Source organism: Kitasatospora sp. NPDC094019, assembly GCF_044764505.1.
Classification (GTDB): Bacteria; Actinomycetota; Actinomycetes; order Streptomycetales; family Streptomycetaceae; genus Kitasatospora.
Genome location: NZ_JBIWIF010000006.1, coordinates 199,898 through 224,243, shown reverse-complemented (window position 1 = coordinate 224,243; position 24,346 = coordinate 199,898). Strand labels below are relative to the sequence as shown.

Genomic DNA, 24,346 nt, shown 5'->3' with positions numbered 1-24,346 from the left:
TCCGGGACCACTCGTGGGAACGTGGTTTCCCGGCACCCGGTCGGACCGGCCCGCGGTGGCGGGTCACCCACTGTCCGGCGCACGGGGCGCCGCCCTTCCCGGGCGGCGCCCCGTCGGCGTACCCGGGGTCGTGCGCCCGGCGGGCCGGGCGGCGCCCAGCGCGTCTCATCAGGGCATCATCACTGGCTGCTATTGTCGGCGGCGATCGACCCCACCAGCGGAAAGCGGGATCAACTCATGACGACGGCGCCCGAGTTGTCGGTAGTCATGCCGATCTACAACGAGCAGGAGGCGCTGCCGCTGACGGTCGAGCGACTGCGCCCGATCCTCGACGGGCTGGGGGTCGGCTACGAGGTGGTCGGCGTCGACGACGGGAGCACCGACGCCACGCCGCTGCTGATGCAGAAGATCCGCCAGGACTGGCCCGAGTTCCGGATCGTCCGCTTCTCCCGCAACTCCGGTCACCAGGCGGCGCTCAAGGCCGGGCTGCACCGGGCGTTCGGCGACTTCGTGGTGAGCATCGACGCGGACCTCCAGGACCCGCCGGAGAAGATCCCCGAGATGCTGGAGCTCGCCCGCGAGCGGAGCCTCGACATCGTCTACGGCGTGCGCGGCGACCGCGGCACGGACAGTTTCTTCAAGCGGCGCACGGCCGGCGGCTACTACTGGCTGATGCGCAAGCTCGTCGGCAAGCGGATGCCGAACCAGGCCGGCGACTACCGGCTCCTCAGCCGCGCGGCGGTGGACGCGCTCAAGGCCCTGCCCGAGCACCAGCCGGTCTACCGGCTGCTGGTGCCGTGGCTGGGCTTCCCCAGCGGCGAGGTGGTCTACGTCCGCGAGGAGCGTGTCGCCGGGGCGACGCACTATCCGTTGGGCAAGATGGTCCGACTGGCACTCGACAGCGTGACGAACTTCTCCGCGGCCCCGCTGCGGCTGGCCACCTGGCTCGGCCTGTTCAGCTTCCTGATCTGCCTGGTACTGGGTGCCTACACCGCGATCGAACACGCGGTCGGCAACACCGTCCCGGGGTGGTCGTCGTTGTTCATCGGAATGCTGTTCATCGGCGCCGTCCAACTGATCTGCGTGGGTCTGCTCGGCGAGTACGTCGGCCGGATCTACTCGGCGGTCCAGGCCAGGCCCGCCTACTTCGTCGGCTACGACTCGGCCGAGGAGAGCACCGGAGCGGGGGCGGAGAAACTGTCCGACTGTGTCCGCTAGCGTGCCGGCGGCCCGGAGCGTGCGAGGAGACAGGACGTGGACGCCTACCGGACGACCGGGTCGGACCGCGGCGCGGGGACCGCGGACGAACGGGCCGGTGGCTCGGCGCCGGTGACCGGCCGGGTCCGCGCGGTACGGCTGCTGCCGACCGCGGCCGCCCTGACCGCGGTCCTGGCGGTCCTGCTGGTCTGCGGCACCCGGCCCGAGGACGTCGCCCGCTACGCCGGCTACGCGCTGTGGTCCGTGCTCCTTCCCGGCACGCTGGTGTTCCGCGCCCTGCGCCGCCGCCCGCACACCCTGGTCGAGGACCTCGCGCTGGGGGCCGTCACCGGTCTGGTGCTGGAGCTCGCCGCCTGGGGCGTGGTCGTCCGGCTCGGCCTCCAGTCGCTGGCCGTGCTCTGGCCGCTCGCCGTGGTCCTCCCGTTCGCCCTGGTGCCCGGCCTGCGCCGGCACTGGCGGCCGCGCGGGTACACGCGACCGCCGCTGAGCTGGTCCTGGACGGTCGCGGGCCTGGTCGCGCTGACCGCGGTCTACTTCGGCGAGGTCTTCCTGGCCCGCTTCCCGATCCTGCCGACGGGGGAGCCGAGCCGGGTCTACGGGGACCTCCCGTACATGATCTCGCTCGCCGGGAACGCGAAGTACCAGATGCCGCCGACCTTCCCGCAGGCGGCCGGGGAACCGCTGCACTACCACTGGTTCACCTTCGCCCACATGGCGATGTCCTCCGTGGTCGGCGGCATCGACCTGCCGGTGGTCGCGATGCGGCTGATGGTGCCGACGCTGAGCGTGCTCACCGTGCTCACCCTCGTGGCGGCCGCACACCGGCTGAGCGGCCGGCTCTGGGCCGGGCCGCTGGCGGTCGCGCTGTTCATGGGGGTCGGCGAGTTCACGGCGGCCTACCCCAACTTCATCGACTCCTGGCTGTTCGGCGCGCCCGCCGTGGGGCTGCTGTCCTGGGCGAGCCTCTCGCTCGCCTACAGCCAGCCGCTGCTGATCGCCCTGGCCGCCGCGGTCGGCGAGGTGCTGCGCGGGTACGGCGCCGACTCCGACCGGCGGGCGGTGCCGCCGCTCGGGCGCGGTGTCCTGGTCCTGGTGGGTCTGTTCGCGGTGGCCTCCAGCGCGGCCAAGGCCAGCACCCTGCCGGTCACCCTGGGCGGGCTGGCGGTGGCCGGCCTCGCTCTCGCCGTCACCACCCGGAGGATCCCCCGGGCGGTGCTGGCGACCGGCGCGATCCTGGTCGGGGCGCAGTTGTTCGCCACCGCGCTGGTCTTCGACTTCCAGAGTTACGGGCTGCAGCTCGGCCTGTTCGGGAACGTCCGGAAGTACTGGGCCGACACCCGGCCGGGCCCGGCCCCGGTCCGGGCGGCGGTCGCGCTGGCGACGCTGGCCGCGTTCGCGCTCAACCACCAGTTGCGGCTGCTGGGCGCGGTGCCGCTGCTGTGGCGGCGGCGGATGCGCCTGGAGCCGGTGCAGTGGTTCCTGCTCGGGGCGGCGCTCGCCGGACCGGCGGCCTATCTGCTGATCGGCGGCTTCAACGCGAGCTACTTCACCATCGCCTCGGCGCCCTTCGCCGCGCTGCTCTCCGCCTGGGGCTGGTGCGAGCTGGCCGAACGGGCCGCGTTGCCGCGCCGGGCCGTGGCGGCGCTGGTGGCCGGGGCGGTGCTGGCGGGCGCCGTCCTCACCTGGCTGATCCACGGGTTCTCGGACCGCTGGGCCGAATTCTCGGTCCGCCTGCTGGGCGGGGACGCCGGGAGCCGCGCCCACTGGCCGCTGCTGCCGATGCTGGCCGCCGCGCTGGTGGTCGCGGCCGCGGCCGTCCTCGGCCTGCTGCTCTGGCGGGGTGCCGGCCGGGTGCGCCCGGCGCTGCGCGGCACCGGCGGGGTGGTGCTGATCACCGGTCTCTGCGCGGTGGGGCTGCCGGCGCTGCCGCTGGACGTGCTCCAGGGCCGGGAGTACGGCTGGGACTTCGCCTGGGCGTTGTCCGGGCGGCAGATCGAGGCGGCCCGCTGGGTCCGGTCCCACAGCCGGCCCGCGGACGTCCTCGCCACCAACTCGCACTGCTGGCAGTTCGACGACCACGCCTACGGCCCCGAGTGCGACAACCACCGGTCGCAGTGGCTCAGCGCCTACTCCGAGCGGTCCGTGCTGGTGGAGGGCTGGGCCTACGCGCCGCGGCTGGTGGCCCGCTCGGGTGGCGGGGTGGTCGCCCGGGAGCCGTTCTGGGACCAGCGCCTGTTCGGACTCAACGAGGACGCGGTGTACCGTCCTACCGCAGAGCTGATCGAGCGGTTGCGGCAGGAGCACCGGGTGCGGTTCCTGGTGGTCGACCGGAAGGCGGGCGCCGAATCGCCCCGGCTGCGGGAATTCGCCGAGCCGGTCTTCGACAACGGACGGGTTGCCGCGTACCGGCTCCCCTGAGCGGACGGAACGGACGGGTACCCCGCGATGCTTTCGACGGACGACAGGAGCGGGCGGCCGCGGGCGGACGGGCGGCCGGTGCGCCGGCAACTGCCCTCGTTCCTGGTGATCGGTGTCCTCAGCACCCTCTTCTACCTGGGGCTGTTCGTGCTGGCGCGGCGGTTCACCGATCCGCAGGCGGCCAATCTGCTGGCGCTGGCGGTCAGCGCGGTCGCCAACACCGCGGCGAACCGGCGGTTCACCTTCGGGATCACCGGCTCCGAGGGCGCGGTGCGCCACCAGCTCCAGGGCGCCGTGGCGTTCCTGATCGGCCTGGGGCTCAGCGCCGGCGTCCTGGCGCTGTTGGACCTCGTGGCGCCGGACGCCTCGCGCGCGGTCGAGGTGGCAGGACTGGTCGCCGCCAACGGCCTGGCCACGGTGGTCCGGTTCCTGCTGATGAAGGTCTGGGTGTTCCGCGGCCGCTGAGCCCGGCCGTACCGAAACGCGCGGCGCCCGTCCGGAGGGACCGGACGGGCGCCGCGCGTTTCGGTACGGGGCTCAGGCGGAACGGGCGTCAGGCGGAGACCCTGGGCGGCTTCCCGGCCGCCTGCTCCGGCGTCTGTTCCGGCGCCGGAGCGAGCAGCGGATCGGTCGCGGCGGCCCGGGCGGCCGCGCGCTCCTTGAGCCGGCGCACCGGCCACGGCGTCCAGTTCTTGGCCTTCATCAGCGGCGACTCCAGCAGATGCCAGGAGAGCGCGGACAGCACCACGGTGCCGGCCATGGCGAGGGCCAGGTACACCGGCTTGCCGTGCTTGGCGTAGCCCAGCATGGCGAGGGCCTGCTCGACGGTGAAGCCGTAGATGTAGATGCCGTACGAGTAGTCGCGCTTGCGGCCGATCTTCTGGAACGGGCTCGGCAGCCGGATGGCCAGCCACAGCAGCAGGTAGGCGAAGGCCGGGTAGCCGAAGACGAACAGGCCGCCGACCCACAGGCTGAGGCCGAGCACGACCGCGCTGATCACGGCCAGGCCGTCGTGGATGACGAGCCGGTCGCGGTAGAGCTGGAAGGTCGCGCCGATCATGAAGATGAAGACCAGGTGGATGATGAAGTGCATCGACATCGCGCCCAGGAACGGCACATAGACGACGGAGTTCATCTCGCCCGGGATGCCGCGCAGGGTGGGCATGTTCACCCAGTCGCGCAGGATGAGCACCCACAGACCCAGCGCCAGCAGCGGTACGAACTTGCGGGCGCGCTGGAGCACGCCTCCGGCGCCCATCAGCCCGATGATGATGTAGCAGAGGATCTCGTACTTCAGCGACCACAGGGCGCCGTTGACGCCGATGTCGAAGTTCGTGCCCTTGGCGATGCCACCGTGGATCACCCCGGAGATGTCCCAGCCGGTGCTGATCGAGGTGTTCCAGGTGCCCTTCAGGTAGTTCACCGGACCCTCGGGGTGGTTCCAGTACCCGTCGAAGGTCCCGTGCTGCCAGTGCCACAGCAGCGGGACGATCACCAGGGCGGAGACCAGCAGCGAGCCCCACAGGCCGGGCAGGATGCGCAGCGCGCGGTGCCAGGAGTAGCGCCCGATGGTCGACCGGGCGCCACTGGCGCTGATCATGAAGCCGGACAGCACGAAGAACCCGATGACCGCCATCTTGCCGACGTCGGTCTGCTGCCCGCTCTTGATCCAGAGCGGGTCGAGGTGCCCCCAGGCGATGGGGTACATGTGCGAGACGACCACAGCCGAGGCGAGCAGCAGTCGCAGCAGGCCGAAGCTGTTGGCCCGGCCCGAGTACAGCTCGGCGAGGGTCCCGCGCCGACCGGGCAGCACGGACAGCCACCCGCCGGGTCGGTTACCGCGGGACCGGGGTGTACCCGACGAGGAGAGCCTGCGAGACATCGAAGGAATCATGCTTTCCTGGAAGTGGTGCCCAGGCGACGGCCTGGTGCACAGGCCCGGTCGGGTCCTGCTCGGATCCTACCGACGCCCGCCGATGGTCATCATGTGTGCTGATCGAATCGTTAGCGTGCGGAACCGGCGCCGGCCGAGGCGGCCCGCCACAGTTCGGTGACCGCCGCGCTCAGGCTGCGACGGGGCTGCCAGCCGAGGGCCTTGCCGGCGGCGGTGACATCGAGCTGCTGCCACTCGGTCTCCGGGCCGGTGCCGTCGGGCGCCGGGACCTCGGTGATCTCGACCGGGACGCCACTGGCCCCGATCAGCAGCTCGACCAGCTCGCGCGCCGAACTCGCCTTGCCGAGGCCGATGTTGAGCACGGCGGGGGAGTCCGGGTTGCTCGGGACGGCGGCGATGATCGCGTCCACCGTGTCCTGCAGGTCGACGAAGTCGCGCTGGGCCGTGAGCGGCTGCAGCGCGAGCTCCGCGGTGGTGCCGGCGTCCCGGGCGGCCACGAGCTTGCCGGCCATCACACCGAGCAGGCTGTGTCCGGGCTGGTGGGCGCCGACCACGTTGCCCAGGCGGAGCACCACGGCGTCCAGACCCTCGGTGCGCACCGCGTCCTCGATGAGCCGGGTCGCCCGCAGCTTCAGCTGCCCGTAGACCATGGACGGGTTCGGCTCGGAGTCCTCGCTCAGGCTCACGCCGATCGGGCAGAGGCCGTACTCGTGCACCGTGCCGAGGTGCACCAGGCGGGGGGCGGCGGGCATGCTCCGCAGCGCCTCCAGCAGCCGGCCCACCATGCCGACGTTGGCGCCGACCATCTGCTCGTCGGTCAGGCCCCACATCCCGCCGGCCGCGTTGACGACCACGTCGATCCGGTGCTCGGCGAGCAGCGCGGCCAGCTCGGCGGGGGAGTCCTCGGTGAGGTCCAGCCGGGCGAACTCGCCGGGCAGCGGCTCGGCCGGCGCCTTGCGGGCGATGGTGAGCAGGTGGTGGCCCCGCTCGTCCAGGGCGCCCAGGATGGTGCGCCCGATGAAGCCGGTGCCGCCGAGGACGGCGATGCGGGGAAGGTCTGAGCTGCTCACGGCCATGGTCTCTGGTTCCGGTCTCGGTCGGATGGGGCGCCGGGGTGTCGGGGGCGTCGACCCGGCGGGGGAGTGGAGCGGCCGCTCAGTAGCGGTCGTTGCCGGCGACGTGCCGCAGCAGGGTCTTGGCGCCCGAGCCGTTCCGGCCCTTGACCGCGCCCGGGAGCATGGTCAGCGCGTGGATCCGGGACGACAGGTGCAGCCGGGAAGCCTTGGCGGCGTTCTGCCAGCCGTGCGCGTCCAGGCGGTCGGCGACGTCGCGGAAGAAGCGGTTGGCCTCCTCGAAACGGATGCCGGAGGAAGCCTGCGCCGAGGAGATGCTGACGGCGTGCCGCCGGTACTGGAAGCAGGTCGTGTCGCTGATCATCATCTGCTCCCCGGCCTGCAGCAGGTCGATGACCAGCGCGAGGTCCTGGGTGACCTCCAGGTTGTCCCGGAAGCCGGCCGCGCGGACCGCCTCGGTGCGCCAGCAGATCGACGGGAAGAACAGCCAGTTGCCGCGCAGCAGGCTGATCGCGAGCTCCTCGCCGCCCATCAGCTTGCGGCCGTTGACCTTCGGCGAGTAGATGCGCTTCTTGGCCTGGTCGGCGAGGCCCTCGGTGGGCTTGTCGTTGCCGTCGATGACCTGGACGCCCGGCTGGACCATGCCGATGTCCGGGTTGTCCTTGAGCACGCTCCGGACGGTGGCGACGTACTCGGGCAGCATGATGTCGTCGGTGCCCATCATGACGAAGTTCTCCTCGCGCACCAGGCCGAGGCACTTCCGGTAGTTGCCCGTCACACCGAGGTTCTGCTCGTTGCGCTGGTAGGAGACCCGGTCGTCCCCGAGCTGGGCGAACCAGCCGGGGACGTCCGGCTCCTTGCCGTCGTCCACCACGGTGAGCCGCCAGTTGGGGTCGCTCTGGGCCAGGATGCTGCGCACGGCGGCCTGCATCAGCGCGACGTTGCCGTAGTAGGGCAGCATGATGTCAAGAGTTGTCATGGGCGGCGCACCAGGTTCCGGGGTAGTGGGGACGGCAGGAAGGCTACTGGCCGCTGAGCGACCGGCGGAACCGCAGGCACTCCTCGTAGTCCGGCAGCAGGCCGGTCTCCAGGGCCTGGGCCAGGGTCGGGGCGGCGTCGTCGCGGGCCGACAGCTGCGGCACCTCGGCCGGCCAGTCGATCGCGAGGTCCGGGTCCAGCGGGTGCACCGCGTGCTCGCCGGTCGGGTTGTACGTCTCCGAGCAGACGTAGGAGAGCGTGGCGTCGTCGGTCAGCGCGCAGAAGCCGTGGCCGAGGCCCTCGGAGATGTACACCGAGCGGCGGTCCACGTCGTCGAGCCGGACGAACTCCCAGCGGCCGAACGTGGGGGAGCCCACGCGCAGGTCGACGATGACGTCGAGCACCGCGCCGCGCACACAGCTGACGTACTTGGCCTGCCCCGGGGCGACGTCGGCGAAGTGGATGCCGCGCACCACGTCCTTGGCCGACACCGAGAGGTTGCCCTGGGCCATCCGCAGCGGGTGGCCGACCACCTCGGCGAGGTGGTCGAAGCGGTACCACTCCATGAACAGCCCGCGGGGGTCGCCGTGCTGCTGCGGCGTGACCTCCCAGGCGCCCTCGATGGACAGCTCGCGGAACTTCATCGCGCGGCCTCCTCGTCGAGCAGGTTCACCAGGTACTGGCCGTAGCCGCTCTTCAGCAGCGGCTCGGCGAGCTCCCGCAGCTGCTCGGAGGTGAGGAACCCGGCCCGCCAGGCGGCCTCCTCGACGCAGCCGATCTTGAAACCCTGGCGCTCCTCGATGACCCGGACGAACTCCGACGCCTGCACCATCGACACGAAGGTGCCGGTGTCGAGCCAGGCGGTGCCGCGGTCCAGGACGGTGACCTGAAGCTCACCGTCGTTCAGGTACGCCTCGTTGACGGCGGTGATCTCCAGCTCGCCACGGGCGCTCGGGGTGATGGTGCGGGCGATCTCCACCACGCGGTTGTCGTAGAAGTACAGACCCGGGACCGCGTAGCGGGACTTGGGGGTCTGCGGCTTCTCCTCGATCGAGATGACCTGGCCGGCCTCGTCGAACTCGACCACGCCGTAGGCCGTCGGGTCGGCGACCGGGTAGGCGAACACCATGCCGCCCTTGGGGTCGGTGCGCTGGGCGAGCCGGGTGCCGAGACCACTGCCGTGGAAGATGTTGTCGCCGAGGATCAGCGCGACGGGCTCGTCGCCGATGAAGTCGGCGCCGAGGACGAACGCCTGGGCGATGCCCTCGGGCCGCTCCTGGACGGCGTACTGCAGGTCGAGGCCCAGCTGCGAGCCGTCGCCGAGGAGCCGCTCGAACTGCTCACGGTCCTGCGGAGTGGTGATGATCAGAATCTCGCGGATCCCCGCCATGATGAGCGTGGAAAGCGGGTAGTAGATCATCGGCTTGTCGAAGACCGGGAGAAGCTGCTTGGAAACGGCCCGGGTCAGGGGCCAGAGGCGGGAACCGGTGCCGCCCGCAAGAAGAATGCCGCGCATGGCGCACACCTTACGTGGCCCGGGCAACCGGGCGGCAACCAGGCGGTGCCGGGCCCTTCCGGGCCCGGGGCACCTGGTGCGATGAGCGCTGCGCGCGCGCACTATACTCAGCCGCATTATGCGCATCCTCGTCACCGGCGGCGCCGGATTCATCGGTTCCCAGTTCGTGCGCGCGCTGCTGGCGGGGGACCCCGCGGCTCGCGTCACTGTTTTCGACAAGCTGACCTACTCGGGCGTCGAGGAGAACCTCGCGCCGGTGGCCGATCACCCCGGCTACTCCTTCGTCCGCGGCGACATCTGCGACGTCGACGCCGTCGACGCGGCGATGCCCGGCCACGACGCGGTGGTGCACTTCGCCGCCGAGTCGCACGTGGACCGCTCGATCGCGGGCGCCGGCCCCTTCGTCATGACCAACGTGGTGGGCACCCAGGTGCTGCTCGACGCGGCCCGCAAGCACGGCGTCGGCCGCTTCGTCCACGTCTCCACCGACGAGGTCTACGGCTCCATCACCGAGGGTTCCTGGACCGAGGAGTGGCCGCTCTCGCCGAACTCCCCGTACTCCTCCTCCAAGGCGGCCTCGGACCTGCTGGCGCTGGCCTACCACCGGACCCACGGCATGGACGTCGTGGTCACCCGCTGCTCCAACAACTACGGGCCGTACCAGTTCCCCGAGAAGGTCATCCCGCTCTTCACCACCAACCTGATCGACGGCAAGAAGGTCCCGCTGTACGGCGACGGCGGCAACGTCCGGGACTGGCTGCACGTCTCGGACCACTGCCGCGGCATCGACCTCGCCCTGCGCAAGGGCCGCGCCGGCGAGGTCTACAACATCGGCGGCGGCACCGAGGCCACCAACAAGGAGCTCACCGGGCTGCTGCTGGAGGCCGCCGGGGTGGGCTGGGAGATGGTCGAGTACGTCGAGGACCGCAAGGGCCACGACCTGCGCTACTCGATCGACATCAGCAAGATCCGCGAGGAGCTCGGCTACGAGCCGCAGATCCGCTTCGAGGACGGCCTCGCCGAGACCATCGCCTGGTACCGCGAGAACCGCGCCTGGTGGGAGCCGCTCAAGGTGAGGGCCGCGCAGCAGTCGTGAGCGACGACGAGGGCACTACGGCGCCTGAGCGCCGTTCCGCGCTGGCCAAGGCCGTCGGCGCCCTCCCCCCGGGCACCCAGCTGGTGATCGGGGGGACGGTGCTCCTCGGGGCCGCCTCCTACATCCATCTCATGGCGGCCGGCTACAGCCTGGACAAGCCGCAGATGGCCTCGGTGTCGCTGCTCTGGACGATCCTGATGTCCGTCGGGCTGGGACTCTTCTTCCCGATCGAGCAGGAACTGACCCGGATCGTGGCCGCCCGGGTCGTCGGCGGCCAGGGGGCCGGACCGGTCGTCCGGCGGATCCTGGTGATCACCGCAGGTGTGCTGGTGGTGCTGGTCGTCGGCATGGCCGTCGCCGCCCGTCCACTGGCGGAGACCTTCTTCGACGGCCGTCGCAGCATGGTCGTGGCGCTCGCCGCCTCCTTCGCCGCGATGGCCGCCGGCAACGTCAGCCGCGGGGTGCTGGCCGGCCTCAACCGGTTCGGCGCGTACGGCGCCCAGCTCGCCGTGGACGGTGCGTTGCGCATCGCGCTGGCCGTGGGTTGCGCGGTGGCGGGCGTCCGCTCACCGCTGGCCTTCGCGCTGATCCTCACCGTCGCGCCGCTGGTGGCCGTGCTGGCCACGGTGAAGCCGCTGCGTTCCGGCGTCAAGGCCGGTCCGGTGATCGGCTGGGGCAAGCTGGGCTCGGGGCTGGCCCCGCTGGTCGCGTCCACCCTGCTCTCGCAGGTCGTGGTCAACGCCGCGGTGGTCTCCACCCAGCTGCTCGCGCCGGACGACGCCGCACTGGTCGCCGGCCTGCTGAACGCGGTGGTGCTCGCCCGGGTGCCGCTGTTCGTCTTCGGCTCGCTCCAGGCGTCGCTGCTGGCCGGGCTCGCGAGCGCGGCCGCCGCCGGCGACCGGGCCGGATTCTCGAAGCTGCTGGTGCGCACCTGCGGCGTGGTCACGGTGCTGGGTGTCGCGGGCGGCATCCCCGCCACGATCCTGGGCCCCTGGCTGATCCAGGTGCTCTTCAAGGCCGACGACGTGCTCGGCTCGCTCGACTTCCTGCTGATGTCGGCGGGCACTCTCTGCTACATGCTCGCGATGGTGCTCGGCCAGGCGCTGCTGGTCCTGCACCGCCACCGTCTCCAATTGCTCGGCTGGGCGTTGGGAACTGTTGCATTGGTCGTGACCACTCTGGTACCTGGGGCCGTGGCGACCCGGGTGTGCCTCGCCTACACTATGGGTTCGTTGGCCGCGTGTGCGTGCATGGTCGCGGCAGTCTGGCTCACGTTCCTGCGCCGACCTCCGCACGTCCGGCCCCGGGCCGACGAATTCACCACTCCCTCAATGGTGGATTCGCTGTGATGACCTCCGGCACGGCGGCGCGCCGATGCCGGCACTCGCACCCCGCTTCCCCTCGCACCCTGAAACTCGCGGCCGCCGGCTGCGGCATGGAGCCTTGATGTCCGACTATGACGACGTGTGGCTGGTGATTCCCGCCTACAACGAGGGAACCGTCATCGCCGATGTGATCGAGAACGCCCGGAAGATCTTTCCGAACATCGTGGTGATCGATGACGGAAGCACGGACGACTCGGCCGAGACGATCATGACGACCGGGGCCCACCTGGTGCAGCACCCGGTCAACCTCGGCCAGGGCGCGGCACTCCAGACCGGCTTCAAGTACGCGCTCCGGCAGCCCGGTGCCAAGTACTTCGCCACCTTCGACGCGGACGGGCAGCACCAGACCCCCGACGTCGAGAAGATGGTCGCCCTGCTGCGTGCCGATGAGGCCGATGTCGTGCTCGGCTCCCGCTTCATCGAGCAGACCGGTGAGGTCCCGTGGATCAAGCGCGTGGTCCTGCGGACCGCCGCGACGATCAGCCCCACCGCGCGCAAGCTCAACCTCACGGACTCGCACAACGGCCTGCGGGTGATCAACCGCAAGGCCGCTTCCCAGCTCCGCATCACGATGAACGGCATGGCCCACGCCTCCGAGATCGTGGCCATGTTGGCCGCCTCGGACCTGCGGGTCATGGAGGTGCCGGTGGACATCCTGTACACCGAGTACTCCCGTTCCAAGGGCCAGTCGCTGATCAACGGCGTCAACATCCTCTTCGACATCTCGCTCAGGGAGCGTGGCCGCAAGTGAAGTACATCTGGATCCAGCTGCTGCTCATGGTCGGCACGGGCGTACTCGTGCTCGCCTTCGTCCGCCGCTGGGACGCCGCGCACACCCGGGCCTGGAAGCGGATGGCGTTCTTCGCCTTCGTGCTCGCCAACGTGTACGCGGTGCTGCGACCCGAGGACGTCACCTGGGTGGCCAACAAGCTCGGCGTCGGCCGCGGCACCGACCTGGTGCTCTACCTGCTCGTCGTGGCGATGGCCTTCATGACGCTGAACACCTTCATGCGCTTCCGTTCGCTGGAGAAGAAGCTGACCGATCTCGCCCGCACCGTGGCCGTCAACGACGGCCAGCGGGTCAACGACGACCGTTTCGCGGACGAGGCGGCGCTGCGCGTCGACCCGGAGCAGGTTCTGCCCCGCTGAAGCGCCGGATCCCCGGGGGGTTCGACGGATCCGTAACGCACAAGAAGTCGGTTGGAGAACCAGTAGTCATGTCTGTACAGGCCGACGGGCCTCGAATACGCCTGCCCAGGAGGGTGTGCCTGGCGGGGGCGGAGCTCGGAGCCGGTGCGGTGGTCGCACTCGGGTTCACCCGGCTCTGCATGTCGATCGACGTGAATCCGATGCAGCGGGTGGGACAGGTCAGCGGCCTCGCCGGCCTGCAGCTCCGTTTCATCGCGGTCTTCGTGGCACTGGCACTCCTCTGGTGGGCGTTCAGCCGTCGGTTGTCCCGTCCGTTGGCCCTCCGCCTGGCCTGCTGTTCGCTGGCCGGCCTGGCCACCGGCCTCTACGCGGGCGGTGTCGCGGTCACTCTGCGCGGTACCGCCCTGCCGCCGAACGGCGTGCTCGGTGACGCCGGCCAACTCCAGCTCTGGGTGACGGACATCCAGAACGGCCGCCCGATCTCCGGCGTGTACCCGCCGCTCTTCCCGCACCTGCTGACCTGGTGGACCGAGCTCTTCCACCCGGACCGGCCCGGCGCGGCCCTGAAGGTGCTCGGCCTGGTGCTGATCGCTCTCACCGGGCCCGCGGCCTACCTGGCCTGGCGGATGCTCCTGCCGCCGCTCTGGTCGCTGGGGATCGGCGTGGTCTCGGTCTTCCCGATCGTCCACGCGGCCAAGCCGTACGTCGACATCGTCCTGATCATGCTGATCCCGGTCCTCGCCAAGTTGATGGCGGCACTGCTGCGGGCGCGGGCGATGTCCACCCGCACCCTGGTGCTGACCGGTGCCGGGTACGGGCTCGGTCTGTCGGTGCTGTTCCTCTGGTACTCGGGCTGGTTCGTCTGGTCGGCCCCCGGCGCGCTCGCCGCGTTCGCCCTGCTGCTGTTCAGGCTCGGCAAGGAGGGACGCGCCCCGCTGCTGCGGGCGGTCGCGATGCTCGGCACCACCGCGGCCGTCTTCCTGGCCCTGAGCGGCAGCTACCTGGTCCGGCTGCTCGGCAGCGCGGGCACGCCGGACACGTACATGTACTTCGACACATTCGTCGACCCGGCCTACTTCGTCATGTGGCAGGGCGATCAGCCGGGCCAGTTCGCGACCGCGGTCTGGCCGCTGCCGGGCGAGCTCGGCGGGGTCGGGATGTTCGCGCTGCTCCTCGTCGCGGGTCTCGGCGTCGCCCTCTGGCTGGGGCCGACCCTGCCGGTGGTCCAGGTGGCCGGTCTGTGCATGCTCGGCACCTTCGGGCTGCGGTACTGGTTCGCCTCGCACATGGAGCGGGACCAGCTCGTCCAGCTGTACCCGCGCACCTCGGCGGAGCTGCTGTACTGCGCGATCGTGCTGTGCGGGATGGCCGGGTACCTGCTCAGCCAGAAGCTCACCGGCCGGTCGGCGCTCGCCCTGATAGGCGGGCGCAAGGGGCCGGTCCCGGCGCTGCGGACCAGTGGAGCGGTGCTCTGCGCGCTGGCCTTCTTCTTCTCGATGGCGGGCTCGGCGACCGTGGACCGTTTCATGCCCCGACAGGACGGCTCCTGGGGCACATTGACCTGGGTCGCCCAGACCACGGAGCAGCCGGGCGGCGGCTGCCCGCGCTATGCCCCGGAGGGCAAGTGCACCCCGTTGCGGGAGGCATGGGCCAGGAGATAGGCACGGAACCGGGCCGCCGGTCCCGTCCTCCCGGGCCGGGGGTATCCGCCTCCGGCCGAGCGGCCCGCGATCCGCACCCGGTACCTTGGCTTCGGAGAACGCAGCGGAGACCCGCTTTTCGCCAGCCGTTTCGGACCGGGTGCGCCCGCTGGCCGAGATGCCTGGCGGTGCCGTCTCCCGGTGAGAACACCTAGGAGAGACACCCGTGGATCAGACCACAGCCGTCGCCGCAGAGGGCGAGACGGCCACGCGGCGAAGTCCGGCGTCCCCCGCTCCGGCCGACCGGGCGGCGCACCCGGCCGTGGAGCGGCTGCGGGCGCTCATGGCACAGCGCTGGTTCTGGCCCGTCGCGCTGCTGGCGGGGTACGCCGCGCAGGTGGCGTTCCGGCTTTCGCTGTCGGCCCAGAACTACTACCCGTCGGTCCACGCGGACGAGGACTCGTACCTCGTCATCGCGCGCGTGCTCGCGGGGCACCCGACCACCGAGATGCCCGTCGGCGTGGTGATTCCGGGCGGTTATCCGCTGCTGCTCACCCCGGCGCTGCTGATCGCGAACAACGCCGCCACCGCGTACCACCTGATCATGGGGATCAACGCGCTGCTCAACGCGCTGGTGTTCCCACTGGTCTTCCTGGCCGCCCGGCGTCTGGGCCTGACCCGCGGACTCTCGTTCGGGGTGGGCACCGCGGTCGCCCTGGTGCCGCCGGTGATCTTCTACTCCCAGTTCGCGATGTCGGACACCGTCTTCCCGGTGATCCTGCTCTGCTGGCTGCTGTCCATGCACGGCTGGCTCTCGCCGGGCACGCTGCGGCGCCGGGCCGTGTACGCGGCCGGCACCGGTCTGGCGGCGGGGTACGCCATGGCCACCCACGACCGGGGCGGTGTGGTCGTGGCGGTCACCGCCACGGTGATGCTGGCCGTGCTGGCCTTCGGCTGGGTACAGCGCCTGGCCTCGCTCGCCGGCCTGGGCGGGCTCGCCGTGGGTGTCGGTTTCTCCAAGGTCCTGGCGATCTACGTCGAGGGCAAGTTCAAGGAGGCGCCGAGCACGGTCGGGACCCAGGTGATCGACAACCTGACCAACAGCGACCTGATCGGCACCACGCTCACCCGGTTCTCCGGCCAGTTGTGGTACTTCATGACCTCCTCCTGGGGCTTCGGCGCGGTCGCCTTCGTGCTCTGCGTGGTCGCCGTGTTCAGCCGGCGGTTCGACCTCGCGGACCGGGTGGTCGGGTTCTGCATGGTGGCGCTGCTGTGCGGGATCGCGCTGGCTTCGGCGGCCGGACTCCCGGCCTCGGACAACCGGGTCGACAACTGGGTGTACGCCAGGTACGTCGCGCCGCTGATCCCGATCTTCCTCACGGTCGGCTTCGTCGCGCTGTACCGCTTCGCGGCGGGCCGGCTGGCCCGGCTGGCGGCGGGGGCCGCGGTGCTGACGCTCGCGCTGGGCCAGGTGGTCCTCGGTTATGCCGGGAGCGACCTCAAGCGCTACGTGATCCCGTGGGGCGTCCCGGACGCGCAGTTCCTCGCCTCGCAGTGGGACGGCCTGCACATGGGCCGGACCACGCTGGCCGCGCTCCTGGTGCTCGGAGCCTGCCTCCTGCTGCGCGTCGCCGGCGGGCGGCGGGTGGTCTGGGCCGTGACGCTCTGCGTCGCGCTCTTCGGGATGTTCGCGACGCTCACCATCACCGACCAGATCGCCCAGCCGCACTACAAGTACCGCAAGTGGGAAGCGGTCGGGATCGTCAAGGACGCCGGTCTGAAGAAGAGCGACAACGTCATCATGGACTGGGACCTCGACTGGAGCATCCGGATGTCGCTCCCGTTCGAGATCTACGAGGGCCGGGTGTGGACCAACAACGTCAAGGCCGGCAACACCCCGCAGGACACGGCGAACGCGGTGCTGCTCCGTCTGTTCAAGGACGTCGAGCCCACCGCGAGCTGGCCGTCCCCTCCGGCCGGATGGCACCTGGCGGACTACGACGAGAACAAGGAATGGGCGCTCTGGCGCAAGGGCTGACCGTTCGGTGAGTCGCCCCGGTCGGGGCCGGTGAGGGCTTCCTCACCGGCCCCGATTGGCTTTCCGGCTCCCGGCTGTGGCAGTATGTCCAAGTTGCTCGGTTGAGTGCCGATGCTGCGCGCCTCCCGCCGGGAGGACCGGAAGCGAGTCCCATCTACTCGTCGTTCCCGTGATGGCCGTCAAGCGTGTGTATTACGCCACGGCAGCTGCGGGGCGAAAGTACGGGAATCTTCCGGGAAGCGTGTGCGGGGTATCAGCCCGGCTCTCCCCCACCCCGAAAAGTTTGGAACCGACGAGTCATTCGCCGGTTTTTTGCAAGCGCGAGGGCGACACGCCCGAGCGCGGGGGTCGGAGAGTAGTCGTGCGGCGACTTGACAGAAGGACTACAAGGTAGCCATGGCGGGACAGAAGATCCGCATCCGGCTCAAGGCCTACGACCACGAGGTCATCGACTCCTCGGCGAAGAAGATCGTCGAGACGGTGATCCGTACTGGTGCGCAGGTCGCGGGCCCGGTGCCGCTGCCCACTGAGAAGAACGTGTACTGCGTCATCCGCTCGCCGCACAAGTACAAGGACTCGCGCGAGCACTTCGAGATGCGCACTCACAAGCGTCTGATCGACATCCTCGACCCCACGCCGAAGACGGTTGACTCGCTCATGCGTCTCGACCTGCCGGCTGGCGTCGACATCGAGATCAAGCTCTGAGAGGCGCACCGAAGATGGCTAAGCAGATTAAGGGCATCCTGGGCGAGAAGCTCGGCATGACCCAGGTCTGGGACGAGAACAACCGGGTCGTTCCGGTGACCGTCGTCAAGGCTGGGCCCAATGTCGTGACCCAGGTCCACACCGCCGACAGCCCGGCCGGCTACGACGCCGTCCAGATCGGCTTCGGCGAGATCGACCCCCGCAAGGTGAACAAGCCCCTCGCGGGTCACTTCGCCAAGGCCGGTGTCACCCCGCGCCGCCACCTGGTCGAGCTCCGTACCTCGGACGCGTCCGAGTACACCCTGGGCCAGGAGATCACCGCCGAGCTGTTCGAGGCGGGTGTCAAGGTCGACGTGACCGGCACCTCCAAGGGCAAGGGCTTCGCCGGTGTCATGAAGCGCCACAACTTCCGTGGCCTCGGCGCTGGTCACGGTGTGCAGCGCAAGCACCGTTCGCCCGGTTCCATCGGTGGCTGCGCCACCCCGGGCCGCGTGTTCAAGGGCATGAAGATGGCCGGCCGGATGGGCCACGAGCGCGTGACCACCCAGAACCTGACCGTGCACGCGGTTGACGCGGAGAAGGGTCTGCTCCTCATCAAGGGTGCGATCCCGGGCCCGAACGGCGGCCTCGTCCTCGTCCGCACCGCGGCGAAGGGGCTGTGAAGGATATGAGCACCATTGACATCCTGTCGCCCTCGGGCGACAAGACCGGCAGCCTGGAGCTGCCGGCCGAGATCTTCGACGCGAAGGTCAGCGTTCCGCTGATGCACCAGGTCGTCGTGGCGCAGCTCGCTGCGGCCCGTCAGGGCACCCACAAGACCAAGACGCGTGGCGAGGTCCGCGGTGGCGGCAAGAAGCCGTACCGCCAGAAGGGCACCGGCCGCGCCCGTCAGGGCTCGACCCGTGCGCCGCAGTTCGCCGGCGGTGGCGTTGTGCACGGTCCCGTGCCGCGCGACTACTCGCAGCGGACCCCGAAGAAGATGATCGCCGCCGCCCTCCGCGGTGCGCTCACCGACCGGGCCCGCCACAACCGCATCCACGTCGTCACCGACGTGATCGCGGCCGAGGTGCCGTCGACCAAGGCCGCCAAGGGCCTGTTCGGCAAGATCACCGAGCGCAAGAACATCCTCCTCGTCGTTGAGCGTGCCGACGAGCTGGGTCTGAAGAGCGCCCGGAACCTGCCGCACGTGCACATCCTGGACGCCGGTCAGCTGAACACCTACGACGTGCTCGTCTCCGACGATGTGGTCTTCACCCAGGCTGCCTTCGAGCGTTTCGTGGCGGGTCCCGCCGCGTCCGCCAAGGCCGTCGCTGCTGAGGGCGAGCTCGAAGGGAGCGCCGCCTGATGGCTGCGGAGATCACGAGCAAGACGTTCACGGACCCCCGTGATGTCCTGGTGAAGCCGGTTATCTCGGAGAAGAGCTACTCGCTCCTCGACGAGAACAAGTACACGTTCGTCGTGTCGCCCGGTGCCAACAAGACCCAGATCAAGCAGGCCGTCGAGGCGGTCTTCTCGGTCAAGGTCGAGTCCGTCAACACGCTCAACCGTCAGGGCAAGCGCAAGCGCTCCAAGACGGGTTTTGGCAAGCGCAAGGACACCAAGCGCGCCATCGTGACGCTGGCTGAGGGCAACCGCATCGACATCTTCGGTGGTCCGACCTCCTGACGGAGGCCGTGATCGTCGATCAAGACGAGGACGAAAATGGGTATCCGCAAGTACAAGCCGACTACGCCGGGCCGTCGTGGCTCCAGCGTGGCCGACTTCGTCGAAATCACGCGGTCCACGCCGGAGAAGTCGCTGGTTCGCCCCCTGCACAGCAAGGGCGGCCGTAACAACGCCGGTCGGATCACCGTTCGCCACCAGGGTGGCGGGCACAAGCGCGCCTACCGCGTGATCGACTTCCGTCGTCACGACAAGGACGGCGTGCCGGCCAAGGTCGCTCACATCGAGTACGACCCGAACCGCACCGCGCGCATCGCGCTCCTGCACTACGCGGACGGCGAGAAGCGCTACATCATCGCGCCGCGCGGCATCACGCAGGGCGACCGGATCGAGAACGGCGCTGGCGCCGACATCAAGCCGGGCAACAACCTGCCGCTGCGCAACATCCCGGTCGGTACCACCATTCACGCGGTGGAGCTGCGTCCCGGTGGCGGTGCCAAGCTGGCCCGCTCCGCCGGCTCCGGCATCCAGCTGCTCGCGCGTGAGGGCAAGATGGCGCACCTGCGCATGCCCTCCGGCGAGATCCGTCTGGTGGACGCGCGCTGCCGCGCGACCGTCGGCGAGGTCGGCAACGCCGAGCAGTCGAACATCAACTGGGGCAAGGCCGGCCGTATGCGCTGGAAGGGCGTCCGCCCGACCGTGCGTGGTGTGGCCATGAACCCGATCGACCACCCGCACGGTGGTGGTGAGGGTAAGACCTCCGGTGGTCGCCACCCGGTCTCGCCGTGGGGCCAGAAGGAGGGTCGTACCCGTCGCCCGAAGAAGGCGTCGGACGCTCTCATCGTGCGCCGCCGCAAGACCAACAAGAAGCGCTAGGAGCAGGTCAGATGCCGCGCAGTCTCAAGAAGGGCCCCTTCATCGACGGCCACCTTCTCAAGAAGGTGGACGCTCAGAACGAGGCGGGTACCCAGAACGTCATCAAGACCTGGTCCCGCCGCTCCGTGATCTTCCCGGCCATGCTCGGCCACACGATCGCGGTTCACGATGGTCGCAAGCACGTCCCGGTGTTCGTCACCGAGTCGATGGTCGGCCACAAGCTGGGCGAGTTCGCTCCGACCCGCACGTTCCGCGGCCACGTCAAGGACGACCGCAAGTCGAAGCGTCGCTAGTCGCCTGAGCTTCACAGCCAGACCGACTCAATGACTTACTCCATTAAGGGGACAACCATGGAAGCCAGGGCCCAGGCGCGGTACATCCGCGTCACGCCCATGAAGGCCCGCCGCGTGGTGGACCTCATCCGTGGCCTTCCGGCCACGGAGGCCCAGGCCGTCCTGCGTTTCGCTCCGCAGGCCGCCACCGTGCCGGTCGGCAAGGTGCTCGACAGCGCCATTGCCAACGCCGCGCACAACTACAACCACCCCAACGCCGACGACCTCGTCATCAGCGAGGCGTACGTTGACGAGGGCCCGACCCTGAAGCGGTTCCGTCCGCGCGCCCAGGGCCGTGCCTACCGGATCCGCAAGCGGACCAGCCACATCACCGTGGTCGTCAGCAGCAAGGAAGGGACCCGGTAATGGGCCAGAAGGTTAACCCGCACGGGTTCCGCCTCGGCATCAGCACGGACTTCAAGTCCCGCTGGTACGCCGACAAGCTGTACAAGGACTACGTCAAGGAAGACGTTGCCATTCGTCGCATGATGACGAAGGGCATGGAGCGCGCCGGCATCTCCAAGGTCGAGATCGAGCGCACCCGCGACCGCGTCCGCGTCGACATCCACACCGCCCGCCCCGGCATCGTCATCGGCCGCCGCGGCACCGAGGCCGACCGCATCCGCGGCGACCTCGAGAAGCTGACCGGCAAGCAGGTCCAGCTGAACATCCTCGAGGTCAAGAACCCCGAGCTGGACGCCCAGCTCGTGGCTCAGGGCGTCGCGGAGCAGCTGTCCTCCCGCGTCTCCTTCCGCCGTGCCATGCGCAAGTCGATGCAGGGCACCATGAAGTCCGGCGCCAAGGGCATCAAGGTCCAGTGCTCCGGTCGTCTCGGCGGCGCCGAGATGAGCCGTTCGGAGTTCTACCGCGAGGGTCGTGTGCCGCTGCACACCCTTCGTGCGAACGTCGACTACGGCTTCTTCGAGGCCAAGACCACCTTCGGCCGCATCGGCGTGAAGGTCTGGATCTACAAGGGCGACGTCAAGAACATCGCCGAGGTCCGCGCTGAGAACGCCGCTGCCCGCTCGGGCAACCGCCCGGCCCGTCCCGAGGGTGGTCGTCCCGCCCGCGGTGGCGAGCGCCGCGGTGGCGAGCGCGGTGGCCGTGGCCGTCGCCCCGCCGCTTCCGAGGCCCCCGCGGCCCCGGTCGCCGAGGCTCCGGCTGCCGAGAACACCGGAACGGAGGCCTGACCGTCATGCTGATCCCCCGTCGGGTCAAGCACCGTAAGCAGCACCACCCGAAGCGCCGCGGCGCTGCGAAGGGTGGCACCGAGCTCGCGTTCGGCGAGTACGGCATCCAGGCCGTCACCCCGGCCTACGTGACGAACCGGCAGATCGAGTCCGCTCGTATCGCCGTCACCCGTCACATCAAGCGTGGCGGCAAGGTCTGGATCAACATCTACCCGGACCGTCCGCTCACCAAGAAGCCGGCCGAGACCCGCATGGGTTCCGGTAAGGGTTCGCCCGAGTGGTGGATCGCGAACGTGCACCCGGGTCGGGTCATGTTCGAGCTGTCGTACCCCAACGAGAAGGTGGCTCGTGAGGCGCTGACCCGCGCAGCTCACAAGCTCCCGATGAAGTGCCGGATCATCCGGCGCGAGGCAGGTGAGAGCTGATGTCGGCCGGCACCAAGGCTGCTGAGCTTCGCGAGCTGGACAACGAGGGTCTCGTTGCCAAGCTCCGTGAGGCCAAGGAGGAGCTGTTCAACCTCCGCTTCCAGGCGGCGACCGGGCAGCTCGACAACCACGGACGGCTCAAGCTCGTCCGTAAGGACATCGCGCGGATCTACACCCTGATGCGCGAGCGCGAGCTGGGCATCGAGACGGTGGAGAGCGCCTGATGACTGAGAACACCAACGAGACGCGCGGTTTCCGCAAGACCCGTGAGGGTCTCGTCGTCAGCGACAAGATGGACAAGACCGTCGTCGTCGCCGTCGAGGACCGCGTCAAGCACGCTCTGTACGGCAAGGTCATCCGCCGTACGAACAAGCTGAAGGCGCACGACGAGGCGAACGCCTGCGGCATCGGCGACCGGGTCCTCCTCGCGGAGACCCGCCCGCTGTCCGCGACGAAGCGCTGGCGCGTCGTCGAGATCCTCGAGAAGGCCAAGTAACGAAGTTGATGCGGTACGGCCGTATGTGCACCAGGTCCCTCGCGGGCGCTGGTGTGAGCAGCGGCCGGCCCGTCAGCTCTCGTTGACGATCAGGAGAAAGCTGTGATCCAGCAGGAGTCGCGACTGCGAGTCGCCGACAACACGGGCGCGAAGGAAATCCTTTGCATCCGCGTTCTCGGTGGTTCCGGTCGCCGCTACGCCGGTATCGGGGACGTCATCGTCGCGACCGTCAAGGACGCGATCCCCGGCGGTTCGGTCAAGAAGGGTGACGTCGTCAAGTGCGTCGTCGTCCGCACCGTGAAGTCGCGCCGTCGTCCCGACGGTTCGTACATCCGGTTCGACGAGAACGCCGCCGTCGTCCTCAAGAACACCGATGGCGACCCCCGCGGTACCCGCATCTTCGGCCCGGTGGGCCGCGAGCTGCGCGACAAGAAGTTCATGAAGATCATCTCGCTTGCGCCGGAGGTGCTCTAACTCATGGCGAACAGCATGAAGATCAAGAAGGGTGACCTGGTTCAGGTCATCACCGGCAAGGACCGCGGCAAGCAGGGCAAGGTCATCCAGGCCATCCCCGCCGAGAACAAGGTCCTCGTCGAGGGTGTGAACCGGGTCAAGAAGCACACCAAGCCGGGCCCGGGCACTCAGGGTGGCATCGTCACCGTCGAGGCCCCGGTGCACGTCTCCAACGTCCAGCTGGTCGTGGAGAAGGACGGCAAGAAGGTCGTCACCCGCGTTGGCTACCGCTTCGACGACGAGGGCAACAAGATCCGCGTTGCCAAGCGAACCGGTGAGGACATCTGATGTCTGAGACGACTGTTGAGAAGGTGACCCCCCGTCTCAAGGAGCGTTACAACTCCGAGATCAAGGGTCAGCTGCAGGAGCAGTTCTCGTACGAGAACGTCATGCTGACGCCCGGCCTGGTCAAGGTCGTCGTCAACATGGGTGTCGGCGAGGCCGCCCGTGACAGCAAGCTGATCGAGGGCGCGATCCGCGACCTCACCGCGATCACCGGCCAGAAGCCGGCCGTGACCAAGGCTCGCAAGTCCATCGCGCAGTTCAAGCTGCGTGAGGGCCAGCCGATCGGCACCCACGTCACCCTCCGTGGTGACCGCATGTGGGAGTTCCTGGACCGTCTGGTTTCGCTGGCCCTGCCGCGAATCCGTGACTTCCGCGGCCTCTCGCCGAAGCAGTTCGACGGCCGTGGCAACTACACCTTCGGTCTGACCGAGCAGGTTATGTTCCACGAGATCGACCAGGACAAGGTCGACCGTCAGCGCGGTATGGACATCACCGTCGTGACCACCGCTCAGACCGACGACGAGGGCCGGGCGCTCCTGCGTGCTCTGGGCTTCCCGTTCAAGGAGGCGTGAGCCAATGGCGAAGAAGTCCCTCATCGCGAAGGCCGAGCGGAAGCCGAAGTTCGGCGTCCGGGCCTACACCCGGTGCCAGCGCTGCGGTCGCCCGCACTCGGTGTACCGCAAGTTCGGCCTCTGCCGTGTCTGCCTCCGTGAGATGGCGCACCGCGGCGAGCTGCCGGGCGTGACCAAGAGCTCCTGGTAATCCTCTTCACCGAGGACAGCCAGGTGCCCTGGGCACCCAGCGAAGCAGAGGTGCCCGATCCCACACCGGCCCGTTTTGGGCCTGCCGTACGGATTCCCGTAAGGTAGTGGGGTCGGGCCCCCTGCCACGGCTTCCCCATGGATGTCCGTGGCCCTCTTGCGAGAGGGCTCGCACCCAGTCTTACGACGTCGCAGGTCCCCTGCGCTTGTGCCCCTGACGAACTCGGAAGAGTCCGGCAGGGGGACCTGGCGCGGAGAAACCGCGGCGAGAGAGGCCTGAGGCCATCATGACCATGACCGACCCCATCGCAGACATGCTCACGCGTCTGCGTAACGCGAACTCGGCGTACCACGACTCCGTGGCGATGCCGGCCAGCAAGATCAAGGCGCACGTCGCCGAGATCCTGCAGCAGGAGGGGTACATCTCCTCCTACAAGGTTGAGGAGCCCGTTGAGGGCGAGGTCGGCAAGAAGCTGACCATCGAGCTCAAGTTCGGCCCCAACCGTGAGCGCTCCATTGCCGGCATCAAGCGCATCAGCAAGCCGGGTCTGCGCGTTTACGCAAAGTCCACCAACCTGCCGAAGGTTCTCGGCGGCCTGGGCGTGGCGATCATCTCCACGTCCTCCGGCCTCCTGACCGACAAGCAGGCCGCCAAGAAGGGCGTAGGCGGAGAAGTTCTCGCCTACGTCTGGTAAT

General features: G+C 69.4%; 30 protein-coding genes. 25 read left to right on the top strand and 5 right to left on the bottom strand.

The window, feature by feature from the left end; all coding sequences use genetic code 11:
• Nucleotides 1-237: 237 nt before the first annotated feature.
• Genes ACIQ9P_RS15815 through ACIQ9P_RS15805 form a run of 3 tightly spaced genes read left to right on the top strand, consistent with a single transcriptional unit; the run spans nucleotide 238 to nucleotide 4,101 of the window.
• A complete protein-coding gene (locus ACIQ9P_RS15815) occupies nucleotides 238-1,218 on the top strand; it encodes a glycosyltransferase family 2 protein (protein ID WP_402355307.1) in 981 nt (326 codons plus the stop codon).
• A gap of 36 nt (nucleotides 1,219-1,254) precedes the next feature.
• Complete coding sequence (locus ACIQ9P_RS15810) at nucleotides 1,255-3,636, top strand: hypothetical protein (protein WP_402355305.1); 2,382 nt, start codon at nucleotides 1,255-1,257, stop codon at nucleotides 3,634-3,636.
• A gap of 27 nt (nucleotides 3,637-3,663) precedes the next feature.
• On the top strand, nucleotides 3,664-4,101 hold the full coding sequence (locus ACIQ9P_RS15805) for a GtrA family protein (RefSeq protein WP_402355303.1): 438 nt from the start codon (nucleotides 3,664-3,666) through the stop codon (nucleotides 4,099-4,101).
• Nucleotides 4,102-4,189: 88 nt separating this feature from the next.
• Here ACIQ9P_RS15805 and ACIQ9P_RS15800 read toward each other — a convergent pair whose 3' ends face one another.
• From ACIQ9P_RS15800 to rfbA, 5 genes are all read right to left on the bottom strand, one after another.
• Nucleotides 4,190-5,449 (bottom strand): acyltransferase family protein, encoded by a 1,260-nt coding sequence (locus ACIQ9P_RS15800; RefSeq protein WP_402355301.1) that lies wholly within the window; start codon nucleotides 5,447-5,449, stop codon nucleotides 4,190-4,192.
• A 191-nt stretch (nucleotides 5,450-5,640) separates the two neighbouring features.
• Nucleotides 5,641-6,600: an NAD-dependent epimerase/dehydratase family protein gene (locus ACIQ9P_RS15795; RefSeq protein ID WP_402355299.1), complete on the bottom strand. Its 960-nt coding sequence runs from the start codon at nucleotides 6,598-6,600 to the stop codon at nucleotides 5,641-5,643.
• A gap of 85 nt (nucleotides 6,601-6,685) precedes the next feature.
• On the bottom strand, nucleotides 6,686-7,582 hold the full coding sequence (locus ACIQ9P_RS15790; protein ID WP_402355297.1) for a glycosyltransferase family 2 protein: 897 nt from the start codon (nucleotides 7,580-7,582) through the stop codon (nucleotides 6,686-6,688).
• Between the two features lie 43 nt (nucleotides 7,583-7,625).
• A complete protein-coding gene (locus ACIQ9P_RS15785) occupies nucleotides 7,626-8,225 on the bottom strand; it encodes a dTDP-4-dehydrorhamnose 3,5-epimerase family protein (RefSeq protein ID WP_402355295.1) in 600 nt (199 codons plus the stop codon).
• Nucleotides 8,222-9,097: a glucose-1-phosphate thymidylyltransferase RfbA gene (gene rfbA, locus ACIQ9P_RS15780; RefSeq protein WP_402355293.1), complete on the bottom strand. Its 876-nt coding sequence runs from the start codon at nucleotides 9,095-9,097 to the stop codon at nucleotides 8,222-8,224. The genes ACIQ9P_RS15785 and rfbA overlap by 4 nt, the downstream gene beginning before the upstream one ends.
• A gap of 118 nt (nucleotides 9,098-9,215) precedes the next feature.
• On the opposite strand from rfbA, the gene rfbB reads away from it, so the two are divergent.
• The 22 genes from rfbB (at nucleotide 9,216) to rpsH (ending at nucleotide 24,345) form a co-directional block, all read left to right on the top strand.
• Nucleotides 9,216-10,193, top strand: coding sequence for a dTDP-glucose 4,6-dehydratase (rfbB, locus tag ACIQ9P_RS15775; RefSeq protein ID WP_402355291.1), 978 nt, complete (start codon nucleotides 9,216-9,218; stop codon nucleotides 10,191-10,193).
• Nucleotides 10,190-11,542: a lipopolysaccharide biosynthesis protein gene (locus tag ACIQ9P_RS15770; RefSeq protein WP_402355289.1), complete on the top strand. Its 1,353-nt coding sequence runs from the start codon at nucleotides 10,190-10,192 to the stop codon at nucleotides 11,540-11,542. Before rfbB ends, ACIQ9P_RS15770 begins: the two co-directional genes overlap by 4 nt.
• Nucleotides 11,543-11,639: 97 nt before the next feature.
• Nucleotides 11,640-12,329, top strand: a complete 690-nt coding sequence (locus ACIQ9P_RS15765; RefSeq protein WP_266269911.1) for a glycosyltransferase family 2 protein — start codon at nucleotides 11,640-11,642, stop codon at nucleotides 12,327-12,329.
• Entirely contained in the window at nucleotides 12,326-12,727 is a 402-nt protein-coding gene (locus ACIQ9P_RS15760) for a DUF2304 domain-containing protein (protein WP_402355287.1), read from the top strand. The genes ACIQ9P_RS15765 and ACIQ9P_RS15760 overlap by 4 nt, the downstream gene beginning before the upstream one ends.
• Nucleotides 12,728-12,876: 149 nt before the next feature.
• Nucleotides 12,877-14,388, top strand: a complete 1,512-nt coding sequence (locus ACIQ9P_RS15755; RefSeq protein ID WP_402355285.1) for a hypothetical protein — start codon at nucleotides 12,877-12,879, stop codon at nucleotides 14,386-14,388.
• Nucleotides 14,389-14,593: 205 nt separating this feature from the next.
• The gene (locus ACIQ9P_RS15750) at nucleotides 14,594-16,405 is read left to right on the top strand and encodes a hypothetical protein (protein WP_402355283.1); all 1,812 of its coding nucleotides are present in this window, start codon (nucleotides 14,594-14,596) and stop codon (nucleotides 16,403-16,405) included.
• Nucleotides 16,406-16,801: 396 nt separating this feature from the next.
• Nucleotides 16,802-17,110, top strand: a complete 309-nt coding sequence (rpsJ, locus tag ACIQ9P_RS15745; protein WP_012785157.1) for a 30S ribosomal protein S10 — start codon at nucleotides 16,802-16,804, stop codon at nucleotides 17,108-17,110.
• Nucleotides 17,111-17,124: 14 nt separating this feature from the next.
• Entirely contained in the window at nucleotides 17,125-17,772 is a 648-nt protein-coding gene (rplC, locus tag ACIQ9P_RS15740) for a 50S ribosomal protein L3 (protein ID WP_402355281.1), read from the top strand.
• 5 nt (nucleotides 17,773-17,777) lie between these two features.
• On the top strand, nucleotides 17,778-18,455 hold the full coding sequence (gene rplD / locus ACIQ9P_RS15735; RefSeq protein ID WP_045937810.1) for a 50S ribosomal protein L4: 678 nt from the start codon (nucleotides 17,778-17,780) through the stop codon (nucleotides 18,453-18,455).
• Nucleotides 18,455-18,775 carry a 50S ribosomal protein L23 gene (rplW, locus tag ACIQ9P_RS15730; RefSeq protein ID WP_030393296.1) on the top strand — a complete coding sequence of 107 codons (321 nt, stop codon included), beginning with the start codon at nucleotides 18,455-18,457 and terminating at the stop codon, nucleotides 18,773-18,775. Before rplD ends, rplW begins: the two co-directional genes overlap by 1 nt.
• A gap of 36 nt (nucleotides 18,776-18,811) precedes the next feature.
• Nucleotides 18,812-19,648 (top strand): 50S ribosomal protein L2, encoded by an 837-nt coding sequence (gene rplB / locus ACIQ9P_RS15725; RefSeq protein WP_030393297.1) that lies wholly within the window; start codon nucleotides 18,812-18,814, stop codon nucleotides 19,646-19,648.
• 11 nt (nucleotides 19,649-19,659) lie between these two features.
• The gene (rpsS, locus tag ACIQ9P_RS15720) at nucleotides 19,660-19,941 is read left to right on the top strand and encodes a 30S ribosomal protein S19 (protein WP_030055821.1); all 282 of its coding nucleotides are present in this window, start codon (nucleotides 19,660-19,662) and stop codon (nucleotides 19,939-19,941) included.
• A gap of 57 nt (nucleotides 19,942-19,998) precedes the next feature.
• Complete coding sequence (gene rplV, locus ACIQ9P_RS15715; RefSeq protein WP_402355278.1) at nucleotides 19,999-20,346, top strand: 50S ribosomal protein L22; 348 nt, start codon at nucleotides 19,999-20,001, stop codon at nucleotides 20,344-20,346.
• Nucleotides 20,346-21,170 (top strand): 30S ribosomal protein S3, encoded by an 825-nt coding sequence (gene rpsC, locus ACIQ9P_RS15710; protein ID WP_030393298.1) that lies wholly within the window; start codon nucleotides 20,346-20,348, stop codon nucleotides 21,168-21,170. Before rplV ends, rpsC begins: the two co-directional genes overlap by 1 nt.
• Before the next feature lie 5 nt (nucleotides 21,171-21,175).
• Complete coding sequence (gene rplP, locus ACIQ9P_RS15705; RefSeq protein ID WP_030055824.1) at nucleotides 21,176-21,595, top strand: 50S ribosomal protein L16; 420 nt, start codon at nucleotides 21,176-21,178, stop codon at nucleotides 21,593-21,595.
• A complete protein-coding gene (gene rpmC / locus ACIQ9P_RS15700) occupies nucleotides 21,595-21,819 on the top strand; it encodes a 50S ribosomal protein L29 (protein WP_030393300.1) in 225 nt (74 codons plus the stop codon). Before rplP ends, rpmC begins: the two co-directional genes overlap by 1 nt.
• Nucleotides 21,819-22,091, top strand: coding sequence for a 30S ribosomal protein S17 (gene rpsQ, locus ACIQ9P_RS15695; protein ID WP_030055826.1), 273 nt, complete (start codon nucleotides 21,819-21,821; stop codon nucleotides 22,089-22,091). The genes rpmC and rpsQ overlap by 1 nt, the downstream gene beginning before the upstream one ends.
• A gap of 102 nt (nucleotides 22,092-22,193) precedes the next feature.
• Entirely contained in the window at nucleotides 22,194-22,565 is a 372-nt protein-coding gene (gene rplN, locus ACIQ9P_RS15690) for a 50S ribosomal protein L14 (protein ID WP_030393301.1), read from the top strand.
• Nucleotides 22,566-22,580: 15 nt separating this feature from the next.
• Nucleotides 22,581-22,892 carry a 50S ribosomal protein L24 gene (rplX, locus tag ACIQ9P_RS15685; protein WP_371503333.1) on the top strand — a complete coding sequence of 104 codons (312 nt, stop codon included), beginning with the start codon at nucleotides 22,581-22,583 and terminating at the stop codon, nucleotides 22,890-22,892.
• A complete protein-coding gene (gene rplE / locus ACIQ9P_RS15680; RefSeq protein ID WP_030393302.1) occupies nucleotides 22,892-23,461 on the top strand; it encodes a 50S ribosomal protein L5 in 570 nt (189 codons plus the stop codon). Before rplX ends, rplE begins: the two co-directional genes overlap by 1 nt.
• Nucleotides 23,462-23,465: 4 nt before the next feature.
• On the top strand, nucleotides 23,466-23,651 hold the full coding sequence (locus ACIQ9P_RS15675; RefSeq protein WP_030393303.1) for a type Z 30S ribosomal protein S14: 186 nt from the start codon (nucleotides 23,466-23,468) through the stop codon (nucleotides 23,649-23,651).
• 286 nt (nucleotides 23,652-23,937) lie between these two features.
• Nucleotides 23,938-24,345: a 30S ribosomal protein S8 gene (rpsH, locus tag ACIQ9P_RS15670; protein WP_030055831.1), complete on the top strand. Its 408-nt coding sequence runs from the start codon at nucleotides 23,938-23,940 to the stop codon at nucleotides 24,343-24,345.
• Nucleotide 24,346 lies beyond the last annotated feature (1 nt).